18 protein-coding genes are annotated in these 13,887 nt (G+C 67.6%); 13 read left to right on the top strand and 5 right to left on the bottom strand.

Annotated elements, in window-relative coordinates; translation table 11 throughout:
- The first annotated feature begins 193 nt into the window (after positions 1-193).
- The 7 genes from DPR14_RS28825 to DPR14_RS03250 all read left to right on the top strand — a co-directional run bounded on the left by DPR14_RS28825 (position 194) and on the right by DPR14_RS03250 (position 4,700).
- A complete protein-coding gene (locus DPR14_RS28825; protein WP_343038699.1) occupies positions 194-604 on the top strand; it encodes a lactate/malate family dehydrogenase in 411 nt (136 codons plus the stop codon).
- Entirely contained in the window at positions 562-936 is a 375-nt protein-coding gene (locus DPR14_RS28830) for a Rossmann-fold NAD(P)-binding domain-containing protein (RefSeq protein ID WP_343038700.1), read from the top strand. Before DPR14_RS28825 ends, DPR14_RS28830 begins: the two co-directional genes overlap by 43 nt.
- A gap of 145 nt (positions 937-1,081) precedes the next feature.
- Positions 1,082-1,501: a hypothetical protein gene (locus DPR14_RS03235; RefSeq protein ID WP_158043890.1), complete on the top strand. Its 420-nt coding sequence runs from the start codon at positions 1,082-1,084 to the stop codon at positions 1,499-1,501.
- Between the two features lie 104 nt (positions 1,502-1,605).
- Positions 1,606-2,322 (top strand): cupredoxin domain-containing protein, encoded by a 717-nt coding sequence (locus tag DPR14_RS03240; protein WP_246148790.1) that lies wholly within the window; start codon positions 1,606-1,608, stop codon positions 2,320-2,322.
- A 302-nt stretch (positions 2,323-2,624) separates the two neighbouring features.
- A complete protein-coding gene (locus DPR14_RS27090) occupies positions 2,625-3,503 on the top strand; it encodes a cupredoxin domain-containing protein (RefSeq protein WP_192499505.1) in 879 nt (292 codons plus the stop codon).
- A 65-nt stretch (positions 3,504-3,568) separates the two neighbouring features.
- Positions 3,569-3,907, top strand: coding sequence for a multicopper oxidase domain-containing protein (locus tag DPR14_RS27095; protein WP_192499506.1), 339 nt, complete (start codon positions 3,569-3,571; stop codon positions 3,905-3,907).
- A gap of 19 nt (positions 3,908-3,926) precedes the next feature.
- Positions 3,927-4,700, top strand: a complete 774-nt coding sequence (locus DPR14_RS03250; protein WP_158043891.1) for a copper resistance protein B — start codon at positions 3,927-3,929, stop codon at positions 4,698-4,700.
- Between the two features lie 89 nt (positions 4,701-4,789).
- Here DPR14_RS03250 and DPR14_RS03255 read toward each other — a convergent pair whose 3' ends face one another.
- Positions 4,790-5,491: a PhoH family protein gene (locus DPR14_RS03255; RefSeq protein ID WP_158043892.1), complete on the bottom strand. Its 702-nt coding sequence runs from the start codon at positions 5,489-5,491 to the stop codon at positions 4,790-4,792.
- 515 nt (positions 5,492-6,006) lie between these two features.
- Here DPR14_RS03255 and DPR14_RS03260 point away from each other — a divergent pair.
- From DPR14_RS03260 to minE, 4 genes are all read left to right on the top strand, one after another.
- Positions 6,007-6,276 carry an SHOCT domain-containing protein gene (locus DPR14_RS03260; RefSeq protein ID WP_192499244.1) on the top strand — a complete coding sequence of 90 codons (270 nt, stop codon included), beginning with the start codon at positions 6,007-6,009 and terminating at the stop codon, positions 6,274-6,276.
- A 314-nt stretch (positions 6,277-6,590) separates the two neighbouring features.
- The gene (minC, locus tag DPR14_RS03265; RefSeq protein ID WP_158043894.1) at positions 6,591-7,376 is read left to right on the top strand and encodes a septum site-determining protein MinC; all 786 of its coding nucleotides are present in this window, start codon (positions 6,591-6,593) and stop codon (positions 7,374-7,376) included.
- Between the two features lie 71 nt (positions 7,377-7,447).
- The gene (gene minD / locus DPR14_RS03270; RefSeq protein ID WP_425501007.1) at positions 7,448-8,245 is read left to right on the top strand and encodes a septum site-determining protein MinD; all 798 of its coding nucleotides are present in this window, start codon (positions 7,448-7,450) and stop codon (positions 8,243-8,245) included.
- Positions 8,242-8,550, top strand: a complete 309-nt coding sequence (gene minE / locus DPR14_RS03275) for a cell division topological specificity factor MinE (protein ID WP_158043896.1) — start codon at positions 8,242-8,244, stop codon at positions 8,548-8,550. Before minD ends, minE begins: the two co-directional genes overlap by 4 nt.
- 113 nt (positions 8,551-8,663) lie before the next feature.
- Here the strand turns inward: minE and panC are convergent, their stop codons facing one another.
- From panC to DPR14_RS03295, 4 genes are all read right to left on the bottom strand, one after another.
- Complete coding sequence (gene panC / locus DPR14_RS03280; RefSeq protein ID WP_158043897.1) at positions 8,664-9,518, bottom strand: pantoate--beta-alanine ligase; 855 nt, start codon at positions 9,516-9,518, stop codon at positions 8,664-8,666.
- Complete coding sequence (panB, locus tag DPR14_RS03285; protein ID WP_158043898.1) at positions 9,511-10,353, bottom strand: 3-methyl-2-oxobutanoate hydroxymethyltransferase; 843 nt, start codon at positions 10,351-10,353, stop codon at positions 9,511-9,513. Before panB ends, panC begins: the two co-directional genes overlap by 8 nt.
- A gap of 285 nt (positions 10,354-10,638) precedes the next feature.
- A complete protein-coding gene (locus DPR14_RS03290) occupies positions 10,639-10,869 on the bottom strand; it encodes a type II toxin-antitoxin system HicB family antitoxin (RefSeq protein ID WP_246149281.1) in 231 nt (76 codons plus the stop codon).
- Between the two features lie 109 nt (positions 10,870-10,978).
- Complete coding sequence (locus tag DPR14_RS03295) at positions 10,979-11,263, bottom strand: type II toxin-antitoxin system HicA family toxin (protein ID WP_246148793.1); 285 nt, start codon at positions 11,261-11,263, stop codon at positions 10,979-10,981.
- A 138-nt stretch (positions 11,264-11,401) separates the two neighbouring features.
- Here DPR14_RS03295 and DPR14_RS03300 point away from each other — a divergent pair, with 138 nt between their 5' ends.
- On the top strand, positions 11,402-12,769 hold the full coding sequence (locus tag DPR14_RS03300; RefSeq protein ID WP_158043900.1) for a CRTAC1 family protein: 1,368 nt from the start codon (positions 11,402-11,404) through the stop codon (positions 12,767-12,769).
- Between the two features lie 118 nt (positions 12,770-12,887).
- Entirely contained in the window at positions 12,888-13,886 is a 999-nt protein-coding gene (gene dgcN, locus DPR14_RS03305) for an N-acetyltransferase DgcN (protein ID WP_158043901.1), read from the top strand.
- The last annotated feature ends 1 nt before the right edge of the window (position 13,887 follow it).

Consider the following 13,887-nt stretch of genomic DNA (forward strand, 5'->3'; position numbering starts at 1 on the left):
TGAGGATCGGACCATGAAGATCGGAATTGTCGGAGCCGGTTTCGTCGGAAGCGCGCCGCTGCCTACGCCATGGTGATGCGGGGCGTCGGCACGGAAATCGTCCTGGTGGACGCAACCGCGACTTGGCGGCGGCGCAGGCCGAGGACATCCTGCACGCGACCCCGTCGCTCGGCGACTACGGCGATTTTCCTGCGTGGTGGTGCTGGCGGCCGGCGCCAACCAGCGGCCGGGCGAGACGCGGCTGGAACTGCTGGAACGCAATGCCGCCGTCTTCGGCGAGATCATTCCCAGCGTCCTGTCGAGCGCGCCCGACGCGATCCTGCTGATCGCGACAAACCCCGTCGACGTCATGACCCAGGTCTCGCTGGACATCGCCCGCCGGACCCGGCCCGACATGCCGGCCGGGCGGGTGATCGGCTCCGGCACGATCCTGGACACCGCCCGATTCCGGGCGTTGCTGGGCCGGCACCTGGGCATATCGCCGAAATCGGTCCATGCCCACGTGCTGGGCGAACACGGCGACAGCGAGGTGCTCCACTGGTCGGGCGCCGACGCCGGGCGATGCCGGTTTCGGAATTCGCCGAACAGGTCGGCCGGCCGCTGACCGACGCCGTTCGGGCTGAGATCGACGAGGGCGTGCGCGGCGCCGCCGGCCGGATCATCAAGGGCAAGGGCGCCACATGGTACGGCATCGGCGGCGGTTTGGCGCGCATCGCCCAGGCGATCTCGGCCGACGAGCGCGCCGTCGTCACCTGCTCGATCGTCAACCCGGAGGTGGCCGGCGTCGAGACGGTGGCGCTGTCCCTGCCGCGCATCCTCGGCATCAACGGGGTGATCGAGACGCTGCGGCCGACCTTGGATGACGGTGAGACGAAGGCGCTGGCGCGGAGCGCCGAGATCCTGAAGGAAGCCGTGTCGAAGCTCGGACTCGGGTAGAACCGACAGCCGTTCCGGGCGCTTCCGGCAGCCGCTCCCGCCGCCCGGCGGCAACGGCCCTGGCGTCGCGAAGACCCAGGGCCCCCTTGCAACCCGTCCGACCCCTGCAATACACTGCGGCCGTCCGGGCGAGAAGCCCGCAGGCATGGAATCGGCAGTGGGCATGCGCTTCACACGGGTCTTGGCGGTCGTGCTGTTCAGTCTCCTCCTCGGCTGGGGAGGCGCCGTCATGTCCGGTGCCGCCGCTTCCGTCACGCTTCATCCTGACGTGTCTTCGGGCGAAAGCGCCGGGGACGGCTGCGACGAGCGGCCGGGGCACCATGGTCGCTCGGGGCACCACGGGCACTCGGGGAACCATGGTCACCCGATCACCGAGGGCGACCAGCATTCCAAACTCTCCCACCAGGGCTGCTGCGCGATGGCCTGCGGCATGTCGGCCCTGGAACCGGCCGATCCCGGGGTGAACCCCGTCGAGTGGGCGTTCGCCCGCGTCCTGCCCTGGCCGACGACGCGCTCCGCGATCGATCCGTCTCCCCTTGCGGCGGCCCCCAGACCCACGGCCTGACGCCGACCACCCCTCGCTTTCCGGTTCCGGGCCGTCGCGCCCGGAAGCGGCCACTTTTCCATGTCTCCCGGCGCCGATGGTGTCGGAGACGGAGGACATCCGACATGCGTCCGCATATCCGCACCCTGCATGCCGTCGCCGCCCTCGTGACCGGCGCCGGCTTCCTGGCCGTTTCGGCCGCGGCCGTCGCCGCGCCCGGCAAGGCCGGCCACACGCACGATACCACCGCGATCGGCGAGCCCGCGAAGGCGACCGCCAAGACACGCACCGTCCAGGTCGAGATGGGCGACAATTACTACGAGCCCGAGACCATTGCGGTGAAGGCCGGGGAGACCGTCCGCTTCGTCGTCAGGAACACAGGCGAGTTCCTGCACGAGTTCAACATCGGCACCGCGGATGCATGCGGCCCACCAGAAGGAAATGGCCATGATGGTGGACCACGGCATGCTGACGAGACCGGCGTGAACGAGGAGATGATGAAGATGGACCACTCCGGCATGCCGGACATGGGTCATTCCATGAAGCACGACGACCCCAACAGCGTCCTCGTGGAGCCCGGCCAGACCAGGGAACTGGTCTGGAAGTTCTCCAAGCAGGCCACGATCGAGTTCGCCTGCAACATGCCGGGCCATTACGAGTCCGGGATGGTCGCAAGGTCGCGATCCAGCGCTGAGGGGCGACCCATGCACGAGCCATCACGCGGCCTTTCCGCCGCGCCGCCCTCAGGCTCGCCGGAGCGGCGGGCCTGGCGGGCATCGTCACGGTCCATCCGGGCCGCCGCGTCTTCGCGGCCGCCGACCGGAGCCTGGACCTTGCCGTAGAACGGACCCGCATCACGATCGACGGGGAGACCAGCGGCGCCATTTCCATCGGCGGCTCGATCCGGCGCCCACGCTGCGCTGGCGCGAGGGTCAGGAGGTGGTCGTCCACGTGACCAACCGGCTGGACGAGGCGACCTCCGTCCACTGGCACGGCCTGCTGCTCCAGGGCGTCATGGACGGCGCGCCGGCTTCAACGGCTACCGGCCGATCGTCCCGGCGAGACCTACACCTACCGGTTCGAGCTGCGCCAGGCCGGCACCTACTGGTACCACAGCCACTCCGCCTCGCAGGAGCAGGAGGGCATGTACGGCGCCATCGTGATCGAGCCCGCCGGGCGCGATCCCGTCCGGACCGACCGCGACTACGTCGTGCTGCTTTCCGACCACACGCCCGAAGCGCCCGAGTCAGTGCTGCGCAAGCTCAAGGTCAGCGAAGGCTATTACAACAACGGCAGGCGCACCCTGGTCGATTTCTTCCGGGACGCCCGGCGCGACGGCCTGGGCGCCGCGATCGACGACCGCCTCGACTGGGGCGGGATGCGCATGGATGCCACCGACCTCGCCGACGTGACCGGATACCGGTTCCTGGTCAACGGCAAGGGCCCGAAGGACAACTGGACCGCCGTCTGCAACCCGGGCGAGCGGGTGCGGCTCAGGGTCATCAACGGCTCGGCTATGTCGATCTTCGACGTCCGCATCCCCGGCCTGTCCATGACCGTGGTCGCGGCCGACGGGCAGAACGTCGTGCCGGTGAAGGTCGACGAGTTCCGCATCGGCGTCGGCGAGACCTATGACGTCGTCGTCATGCCGACCGGGGACAAGCCTTTCACCTTCTTCGCCGAGCCGATCGACCGCACGGGCTTCGCCCGGGCGACGCTCGCCTCCCGGGAAGGTCTGGAGGGCGAGATCCCCGAGCGGCGCCCCCGCGCCATCCTGACCATGGCCGACATGGCCATGGCCCATGGCGGTATGGACCATGGCTCGATGGACCACGGCACCATGGATCATGGTTCGATGGACCACGGCGCCATGGCCGGCATGAATCACGGTTCCATGCCCGGAATGGACCACGGTCCGATGCAGGGCATGGATCACGGTGCCGCGGCACGCCCGGAACGCGCGGTCGGCTGGGCCGACGCGGGGACGCCCCCGGGGCAAAGGCCCTCTCCTACGCGGACCTGAAGTCGTTCTCGAAGTCCGGGGACCGGCGCGAGCCCTCCCACGAGATCGAGATCCAGCTCACGGGCATGATGTCGCGCTACATCTGGACCCTGAACGGCCGGAAGTTCGACGAGGATGCCGCGATCCGGGTCGCTTACGGCGATCGGATCCGGATCCGCTTCGTCAACACGACCATGATGGCCCACCCGATGCACCTGCACGGCATGTTCGTCGAGCTGGAGAACGGCCAGACGGACCGGATGCCCCGGAAGCACGTCGTGCTCGTGCCGCCGGGCCAGGTCACCACGGTCCAGCTGACCGCCGACGAACCCGGCGAATGGCCCCTCCACTGCCATCTCCTCTACCACATGGCCTCGGGCATGATGACGCGGTTCATCGTCGAACCCCGCACGGCGAGCCTCTGATGCGGGGACCGGTATGCGAATGACCAAGACAAGCCTCCGATCGGCGGCGCTCGCGGCCGGCGCCGTCCTGCTGGCGTTGTCGGCGGTCCCGCCGCGCGCCGCCGCGCAGGAACACGGCGGACCCCGGGACGGGGACCAAGCCGAGCAGTTCCACGAGGAGCCGCCGATCCTCTCGACTCTCCTCATCGACCGGCTGGAGCATCGGTGGCGGGACGGCGAGAATTCGATCGACTGGGAGGTGCAGGGCTGGATCGGCGGAGACACCAATAAGGCCTGGTTCAACGTCGAAGGCAGCAAGGCCGTGGACGGGGAGGTGGAGGAAGCGGAATTCCAGTTCCTCTACAGCCGCATGACGTCGGAGTTCTGGGACCTCCAGGCCGGCATCCGTCACGACGTTCGTCCCCGGCCCCAGACGACCTATGGAGTGGTCGGGTTCCAGGGGGTGGCGCCGTACTTCTTCGACGTGACCGCCCAGCTCTTCGTCAGCGAGGACGGCGACTTCAGCGCCCGCCTGGAAGCCGAGTACGACCTGCTCATCACGCAGAAGCTCGTCCTCCAGCCGGTCGCCGAGGTCAACGTCTCGGCCCAGCGGGTCCGCGAGCTTCATGTCGGTTCCGGTTTCAACGACGTGGAGCTGGGATTGCGCCTCCGCTACGAGGTCGTCCGCGAGTTCGCTCCCTATGTCGGCGTGAACTGGGAACGGAAGCTGGGCGAGACCGCCGACATCGCCCGCGACCACGGTGAGGACCCGAGCGACCTGTCCTTCGTCACCGGCGTGCGGTTCTGGTTCTAGGGTTCGAGCCCTCCGGTTCCGCTGAGTCGGTTCGCCGTAAGTCGGCCTGGGCCAAAGGCCGGCTTACGGCGCTCCGCACCGCCGTAAGATCAGGAGAGCAGCGGCATCATCGCGGCGACCAGCGGGTGGCGGACGATGTCCTGGGTGGTCATCCGGACGATGGCGACGTCGTCCAGCGGGTCGAGCCGGCGGACGGCCTCCTCCAGGCCGGACATGCCGGGCAGCAAGTCGGTCTGGTCGGGGTCGCCGGTGATCACCATGGTGGAATGCCAGCCCAGGCGGGTCAGCAGCATCTTGATCTGCTGGAACGTCATGTTCTGCGCCTCGTCCACGATGACGAAGCTGCGCGAGATCGTCCGCCCGCGCATATAGGCGAGGGGCGCGATCTCGACCGTGCCGTCCTTGGTCATCTGGCGCACCTGGCGGGCGCCCAGCCGGTCGGACAGCGCGTCGTAGATCGGGCGCATCCACGGGTCCATCTTCTCGTTGATGTCGCCGGGCAGGAAGCCCAGGCTCTCGCCCGCCTCGACGACCGGCCGGGTGATCACGATGCGGGTGACCCTGCCGGCGCTCATCGCCTCGACCGCCTTGGTGACGGCCAGGTAGGTCTTGCCGGTCCCGGCGGGACCGACCGCCAGCGTCAGCGCGTGGGCGTCGATCGCGGCCATCAGCGCTTCCTGGTTGGACGTGCGCGGCTTCACCGTCTTCAGGTAGCTCTGTTCGCGGAAGCCGTCCTCGTCGGCTTCGGTGAGAGCCACGACCCGGGCCGAGGATGCGGTGCGTTTCGCCATGGTGCGTCGTCCTTTCCCTTCGCTGGCATCCTGGTTGAGGGGATCCCAGGCGCTGCATGTGTCAAACGGGGCTCTCATCGATCACCTCCTGCTGCCGAAGCGGCGTTGGGCCATGTCGTTCTCCTGGACCGTTGAAACCGGGACTTGAAGCTGGGCGCGGGCACAAAAAAACCTCCCGGACGGGAGGTTCGATCGTGCAGTCGGCTGACGCGTCGAGGCGGATGGCTGTCCGGCGGCGACGAAGGCTTTGAGCCCCGCACGCTGGATCCGGAATGCTTCTCGACGGGTCGGACAAGGGAAGAGGCTCCTGTCGTCTGTGTCAGCCTTGATGTCACCAAGGATAACCGTCAAATTCTCGCTTTGTCGCCGTTATTTCGTGGGGCCAATAAAAAATTCATCTACATGTTGCGGGTTACCCACGTCGCGCCCGCCAGGGCGACGCCGGCATGGCGTATGCGCGCGTATTTGCCTATGCTGGCGCCACGGTATCGGGCTCGGAGGTGACGGGGGTAGGCATGGCGAGCAGGTTCACGTCGATCTGGAACGAGAAGAAGCCAGCGTCCGGAGCCGCGCGGCCTTCGGGGCGTCCTGTCCGGGGCCGGGCCGGGGTGGCGAGCGGCGCCGCGGACAGCGAGAGCGGCGACGAAGGGGACGACTCGGCGGCGCGGTCCCTGCGGGCGTTGAAGGTGATGTTCGACCGCGGGTTGATGACCGAGGCGGAGTATGAACAGCGCAGGACGGCACTGGCCGGCAAAGCCGCGGAGCGGCCTTCCGACGGCGGCTGAGACCTGCCGGGCAGGTTTGAAGAGTTTGTCAAAAAATGAGTATATCGGCACCATAATTTGTAGTTTTTGAGGCACAGACCCCAAGAATTAGGCTATGGTCCGCAGTCTAGCCCGGCCGCGGGGCTGGTCGCGGAAATATCCGCAGGTTATGGTTAACTAGACGCTTGCACTTCGGGGCCATGGCTCGCTAGAAGGAGTAGCCATTTTCTCGATTTTCGTAAGGGCGGTCGATTTCAACCCGTGGGGCCAGGGCAGGGGACGGCGGTGCCGGACGCCTGCCGGGCGGCGGCCATCATGATAAGTGGTAGGGGTTTGTGAGAAGCACCAGTCAGATTTCGGAACGTGACGCGCCGTTCCAGCTCAGGGGCAACAGCTTCACCGTCATGGTGCTTAAGCTGGTGGCCCCCGATGACCCGTCGTTCTTCCCCCAACTGCTGAGCAAGATCCGCCAGGCGCCGAACTTTTTCCGGAACGCCCCCGTGGTGCTCGACCTGGACGACCTGGAGGAAGGCGCCGGCCCCGCCGACTTCATCGATTTCGTCGTCACCCTGCGCCAGAACAGCCTGATCCCGGTCGGCATCCAGGGCGGCACCCCGGCCCAGCAGGCCGCGGCTTTCGAGGCCGGGCTGACGGTCATGCCGACCGGCCGTCCGAGCCGCGAGCCGGAGCGCGACTTCCAGCGGCCGGCCCCCGGCCGGGCGCCGACCGACCCGCTGCCGCCGCGCAACCCCGCACCGGCGGGCGACGCCGCGCCGGCGCAGGAATTCCAGAAGACCACCCTGATCATCACCGAGCCGGTGCGCTCGGGCCGGCAGATCTACGCCGCGCGCGGCGACCTGATCGTGCTGGGACCGGTCAGCGCCGGGGCCGAGCTGCTGGCCGACGGCAACATCCATGTCTACAGCTCGCTGCGCGGACGCGCGCTGGCGGGCATCTCCGGCGATACCGCCGCCCGCATCTTCTGCCACAGCCTGGAGGCGGAACTGGTATCGATCGCCGGGCTCTATCGGGTCAGCGAGGATCTGGACGCCTCGGTGTTCAAGAAGCAGGTTCACATATATCTGGACGACGGATATCTGCGCATGGATCCGTTGTCATGAGCCGCGGCAAAGAAACAAGTTCGCAATCAACTTCGAAGAGTGGAGAGGCTTCCTTGGCCAAGGTAATCGTTATGACATCGGGCAAGGGCGGCGTGGGCAAGACCACGTCGAGCGCTGCCTTCGCCACTGGACTGGCACTGCGCGGGTTCAAGACCGTTGTCATCGACTTCGACGTCGGTCTGCGGAACCTTGACTTGATCATGGGCTGCGAGCGTCGGGTGGTGTTCGATTTCGTCAACGTCATCAACGGCGAGGCCAAGCTCAACCAAGCCCTGATCAAGGACAAGCGGGTCGAGAATCTCTTCATCCTGCCGACCAGCCAGACCCGCGACAAGGACGCGCTGACCAAGGAGGGTGTGGAGAAGATCCTCGACGAATTGAAGAAGGACTTCGACTACATCCTGTGCGACAGCCCGGCCGGCATCGAGAAGGGCGCCCTGATGGCGCTGTACTTCGCCGACCACGCGATCATCGTGACCAACCCGGAAGTCTCGTCGGTGCGCGACAGCGACCGCATCCTCGGCGTGCTGGCATCCAAGTCCCGACGGGCGGAACTGAACCAGGAGCCGGTGCAGGAGCATCTGCTGCTGACACGTTACGATCCGGAGCGAGTCGAGCGTGGCGACATGCTGAAGGTCGACGACGTGCTGGAGATCCTGGCGATCCCCCTGCTGGGCGTCGTGCCGGAGAGCCCGGCCGTGCTGCGCGCCTCGAACATCGGCATGCCGGTGACGCTGGACGAGAAGAGCAACGCCAACCACGCCTACACCGACGCGGTCGCCCGGTTCCTGGGCGAGACGGTGGAGCACCGCTTCATGAAGCCGGAAAAGAGGGGCTTCCTGGATCGCCTCCTGCGGAGGACTGCATGAGCATCTTCAACTTCTTCCGGCAACCTCCGCGCAAGTCGGTCGCCGAAGAGGCGAAGGAACGCCTCCAGATCGTCCTTGCGCATGAGCGCGCCGCCGGGTCCAGCCCGGACTATCTGCCGATCCTTCAGCGGGAACTGCTGGCGGTGATCGCCAAATACGTGCAGATCGACGAGAAGAAGGTCGAGGTGAGCTTCGAGCGTGGGGGCGATTACTCCACGCTCGAAGTCAACATCGAGCTGCCGCCGCCGACGGCGGACAAGGCCCGGGCGCGCGGCGGAGCCGCCGCCGCCGCGAAGCAGGCCTGAAGCCATGCTGGCCGGGTAGTGCCGGCCGGCTGTGGTCAGGATGTCCAGAACTTATCGAACGGTTGGCCACCCGATCCGGGTGCGCGCGCGATCCGGTCCACCTTCCCGGACGATCATACCGGCAAGTTGTCGATCAGCCGGGTGCGTCCTATGAAGCCGGCGGCAAGGACCCTGGCCGGGCGGTCCGCCACTTCCAGCGGCTCCAGCGACGCGGCATCGCAGACGGCCAGATAGTCGATCCGGTCGAAACCGGCCTCCCTCAGCCGCTCCAATCCCCAGTCGATTTCGCTTCGGCACCGCGTCGGATCCGCCGCGATGCGTTCCGCCATGGCGAACAGCACGCCGTTGAGCTGGCGCGCGATGGCGAGCTGCTCGGCGGACAGGTATGCATTGCGCGACGACAGCGCCAGTCCGCTCTCGTCGCGGACGGTGGCCGCTCCCTCGATCAGGACGGGGATGTTGAGGTCGCGCACCATGCGGCGGATCACCTGGAGTTGCTGGTAGTCCTTCTCGCCGAACACGGCAACATCCGGCAGGCATTGCAGCAGAAGCTTGGACACGACGGTCGCCACCCCGTCGAAATGGCCGGGGCGCAGGGGACCGCAAAGCCCGTCGGTCAGCCCGGCGACATGGACCGTCGTGGCGAAGCCGTCGGGATATATCTCGCCCACGTCGGGAGCATAGAGCAGGTCGGCGCCCACCGTCGCCAGCTTGGCGGCATCGGAGTCCTCCTGCCGCGGGTATTTGGAGAAATCCTCGTTGGGTCCGAACTGGGTCGGGTTGACGAAGACGCTGACCACCACATGGTCCGCTCCCCGGCGGCGGGCGGCCTGGACCAGGCTGAGGTGCCCCTCGTGCAGGGCGCCCATGGTCGGCACCAGTCCGACCATCTCCCCGGCGGCGCGCCACCGCGCGACCTGGGCGCGCAGGTCGGCCACGGTCCGGACTGTGGTCAGTTTCTCAGGCATTGGGCGTGCTCCCGCTGGGTTTTGGGGCGAAGACGTGTTCGGGACCGGGGAACCGGCGGGCGCGCACATCGTCGGCGTAGGCCTGCGCGGCGGCCGAGACCTGGGGACCCAGCTCAGCATAGCGCTTGACGAATTTCGGGGTGAAGTCGCTGAACAGGCCGACCAGGTCCTCGGTCACCAGGATCTGACCGTCGCAGGTGGGCGAGGCGCCGATGCCGATGGTCGGGACAGGCAGGTCCGCGGTCAGCTGGCGGGCCAGGGGCTCGACCGTACCCTCGATCACGAGCGCGAAGGCGCCGGCCTCGGCGATCGCGAAGGCGTCCGCCGCAATCGCGTTGCTCTCCTGCCCGCCGCGTCCCCGGGCCCGGTAGCCGCCGAGCACGTTGACCGACTGGGGAGTGAGGCCGACATGGCCCAGCACCGGGATGCCGCGCCTCGTCAGGAACTCGACCGTGGGAGCCATCTCGACGCCGCCCTCCAGCTTGACCGCGGCGCAGCCGGTCTCCGCCATGACGCGCGCCGCGGCGCGGAAGGCGGCTTCCGGGGATTCCTGGTAGGAGCCGAACGGCAGGTCGACGACGACGCAGGACAGGGCCGAGCCGCGCATCACGGCGGCGCCGTGGGCGATCATCATGTCGAGCGTCACCGGCAGCGTGCTGTCCATCCCGTAGAGAACCATGCCCAGGCTGTCGCCGACCAGCAGCATGTCCACATGGGCGTCGAGCTGGCGGGCCATGGGAGTGGTGTAGGCCGTCAGCGACACGATCGGCGTGCCGCCCTTGCGGGAGGAAAGCTCCGGCACGGTGGTGCGGCGGCGGCGGTCGGGGACACTCATGTCGGGCTTTCCCCTCTCTCGGGCTCGGGTTCCAGGTCCAGGGTCCTGCTGGTGCGCCTAGATATATTGCCGGGACGGTTGCGTCACGACTATTGGACGCCGGCGGCTGGAATAGGCGGCGAATTCCCGTCCTACGGAAGGGCGGTGACGGCCGGAACCTGTCCGGATACGCACCGCGTGCCGTCCGCGCCGGATTGGGTCAGCATTGGGGGCAGGCGACGGCGCCAGGGAGTGGACGATGTTCCCCGACGGGACGGCGACTTCGAGGTGTCGTCGCCACCGTAGTCATGCGGCCTTGATGGTGTCGGCGACCCAGGCGCTGAGGCTCTTGCCTTCGGCCTGTGCCCGCATGGCCGCTTTCCGGTGTATTTCCGGGGTCGCCCTGATCAGCATCTTGCCGCTGAACGGCTTGTCCGGGGCTTTGCCCGTTTCTTCGCAATAGGCGAGATACTCATCAATGCTTCCGCGGAAGCTCTGAACCAGTTCCTCCGAATTGCTTCCCTGGAAATGGATCACGTCGGCCAAGCCCGCTACGGTGCCGGAAAACGTGCCGTCTTCCGGGTCGAAGTCGATGGGACCTGAGACATACCCTTTGTATTCCATCATGGCTCCACCCCTGCATTGCTCAAGAACTGCCTGACCGCATCCACCGCGCCCTTCTTCGTGGTGGCGCGCCCTTCTTCGTGGTGGGTTGCGGGTGCGGCCGATGAAAGATCGCGGTTATGCCGCTCACTTCGAACAACACCCGGCTGCCAGCCCGCTCAACGACTTTGCCGCCCAGAGCCAGCACAAGCGCCTCGATCGCCGTCCAGCGGATATCCGCTCTGGTCGGCCGGTCGAAGATGCTGGCCAGTGTCCTGCGGTGCGCGTTGTTCATGCAGATGATGATAGCGCTAAGCGATAGCACCATCAAGCTCCCCCGCGTGCGCGATCTTCCCGAGGCCTTGGCCGGGCAGGTGGGATCGGTACCTATCCGGATACGCACCGCGTGCCGTCCACGCCGGATTGTGTCAGCATGGGGGCAGGCAACGGCACCAGGGAGTGGACGATGTTTCTCGACGAGACGGCGTCGATCGACCGGAACGAACCCCGGCTTGGCTATGGCGTGACGGTGACCGACATCGACGGCGACGGCGCCTTCGAGTTCGTCGTGGCCGGATATGGCTGCGCCAACCTGGTGCTGAAATGGGACGGGCGCCGGCTGGTCGACATCGCCGACCCGGTGTTGGCCGACGCGACCCGCCAAGCCATCGGCCTGTGCGCCGCCGATGCCGACGGCGACGGGCGCGAAGAGCTTTACGTCCTGAATTCCGAGAGCTTCTCCGGCCCGAAGCGGTTCGGCGACCGGCTGTTCGCCTGCTTCGGCAAGCGCTGGCTGGACCTGTTCGGGCAGCCGGAGAATTTCGGCGCGGTCAACCAGACGGCGGGACGGTCGGTCGCCTGCATCGACCGGTCGGGCACGGGCAGGTACGGATTCGTCGTCGCCAGCCACGGCGGGCGGTTCAGGCTGTACGAACTGGACCGGCGCGGGCGCGCGTCCGACGTCGCGGAGGAGGCCGGCATTGACCTGGCGGCGGCGGGCCGGGGGCTGCTCAGCCTGCCGCTGGTGTCGGAGCACATGGACATCTTCGCCGCCAATGAGCACGGGCCGAACTTCCTGTTCCGCAATCTTGGCGACGGGACCTTTGAGGAGATCGCGGAGGACTGGGGGGTGGCCGACGCGATCGGGAACGGGCGCGGCGTCGCGGTGCTGGACGCCGACGGCGACGGGCTGCTCGACCTGGTCTGCGGCAACTGGGAGGGGCCGCACCGGCTGTTCCTCCAGCGGGGCGGCGGCGGCTTCGTCGAGTCGGCCCCGGCCGGCATGGCGGAGCCGTCGCGGGTCCGCACCGTGATCGCGGCCGATTTCGACAATGACGGGTTCGAGGAGATCTTCTTCAACACCATCGGGGAGCCCAACCGCCTGTTCGCCTGGACCAACGATCGCTGGACCGAGGCCGAGATCGGCGACGCGGAGGAGCCGCTGGGATTCGGCACCGGCGCCGCGGTCGCCGACATCGATGGCGACGGCCGGCTGGAGCTTTTGATCTCCCACGGCGAATCGGCATCCCAGCCGCTGGGATTCTACCGCCCCTATCCGACCGACAATGGCTGGCTCAGGGTCATGCCCCTGACCGCCGCCGGTGCGCCGGCGCGTGGCGCCCTGGTGACCTGCACGGCGCGCGGGCGGACCCAGCGGCGCGCGATCTGCGCCGGCAGCGGCTATCTCTGCCAGATGGAGCCGGTCGCCCATTTCGGGCTGGGAGCCGTCCATTCCGTGGAGCGGGTGGAGGTCCGCTGGCCCGACGGGGCGGTGCGGGTGATCGAGCACCCCCATGCCAACCGGATGATCCGGGTGGAGCATCCCGGCCGGTGACGGACAGGCCCCGGGGAACGGGTCGGCGCTGGGCAGCGCCGGAGAATGGATGGCGCTGGTCAGCGCCGGAGAATGGAATAGACTATGACCGATCGCAGACGCGTAATGGAGAAGACCCTTGGCCATAGCCAATCCCTACCTGCTGTTCCTCGGCGACGCGCCGGACCAACTGGCCGCCAAGACCGCCGACGGGGTCGCGCGCTGGCGCCGTGACTGGTGCGTCGGCCAGCTGCGCCTGGACGGCTGCAAGGCCGACCTGGGTCTTCCCGACAAGAGCCTCGAGGAGGCGGTCGCGGAAGGGGCCAAGACCCTGATCATCGGCGTCGCCAACCGCGGCGGGCGCTTCGCCCCGAGTTGGCAGGAAACCATGCTGAAGGCGCTGGACCTGGGCATGGACATCGCCAGCGGGCTGCACAACAAGATCACCGATCTGCCCTCCGTCGCGGCCAAGGCCCGGGAACTGGGCCGCTCGCTCCATGACGTGCGCCATCCGACCCGCGAGTTCGATATCGGAACCGGCGACCGGCGGCCGGGCAAGCGGCTGCTGGCGGTCGGCACCGATTGTTCGATCGGCAAGATGTTCACCGCCCTGGCCCTTGAAAAAGAGATGCGGGCGCGCGGGATGAACGCCGACTTCCGCGCCACCGGCCAGACCGGCATCCTGATCGCGGGCGACGGCGTGTCGATCGACGCGGTGGTTTCCGACTTCGTCTCGGGCGCGGTGGAATACCTGACGCCCGCCAACGATCCCGACCACTGGGACGTGGTCGAGGGGCAGGCGTCGCTTCTCCATCCAAGCTATGCCGGGGTGACTCTGGCGCTGGTCCACGGTTCCCAGCCGGACGTGCTGGTGATGTGCCACGAGCCGACCCGGCCGCACATGCGGGGTTTGCCGAACCGCAAGGTTCCGGACATCCGGGACTGCATCGTGGCGCACGAGGCGGCGGCCCGGGTGACCAACCCGGATGCGAAGGTGATCGGGTTCAGTGTCAATACCGCCGCGATGGACCAGTCCGCGGCCGAGACGTACCTGAAGGAGCTGTCCGACCGCTTCGGCATGCCGGCGGTCGATCCGGTCCGCATGGGCGTCGCCCCGATCGTCGACCTGTTGGGCTGAG

It is taken from the genome of Skermanella pratensis (assembly GCF_008843145.1).
In the GTDB taxonomy this organism is placed as follows: Bacteria; Pseudomonadota; Alphaproteobacteria; order Azospirillales; family Azospirillaceae; genus Skermanella; species Skermanella pratensis.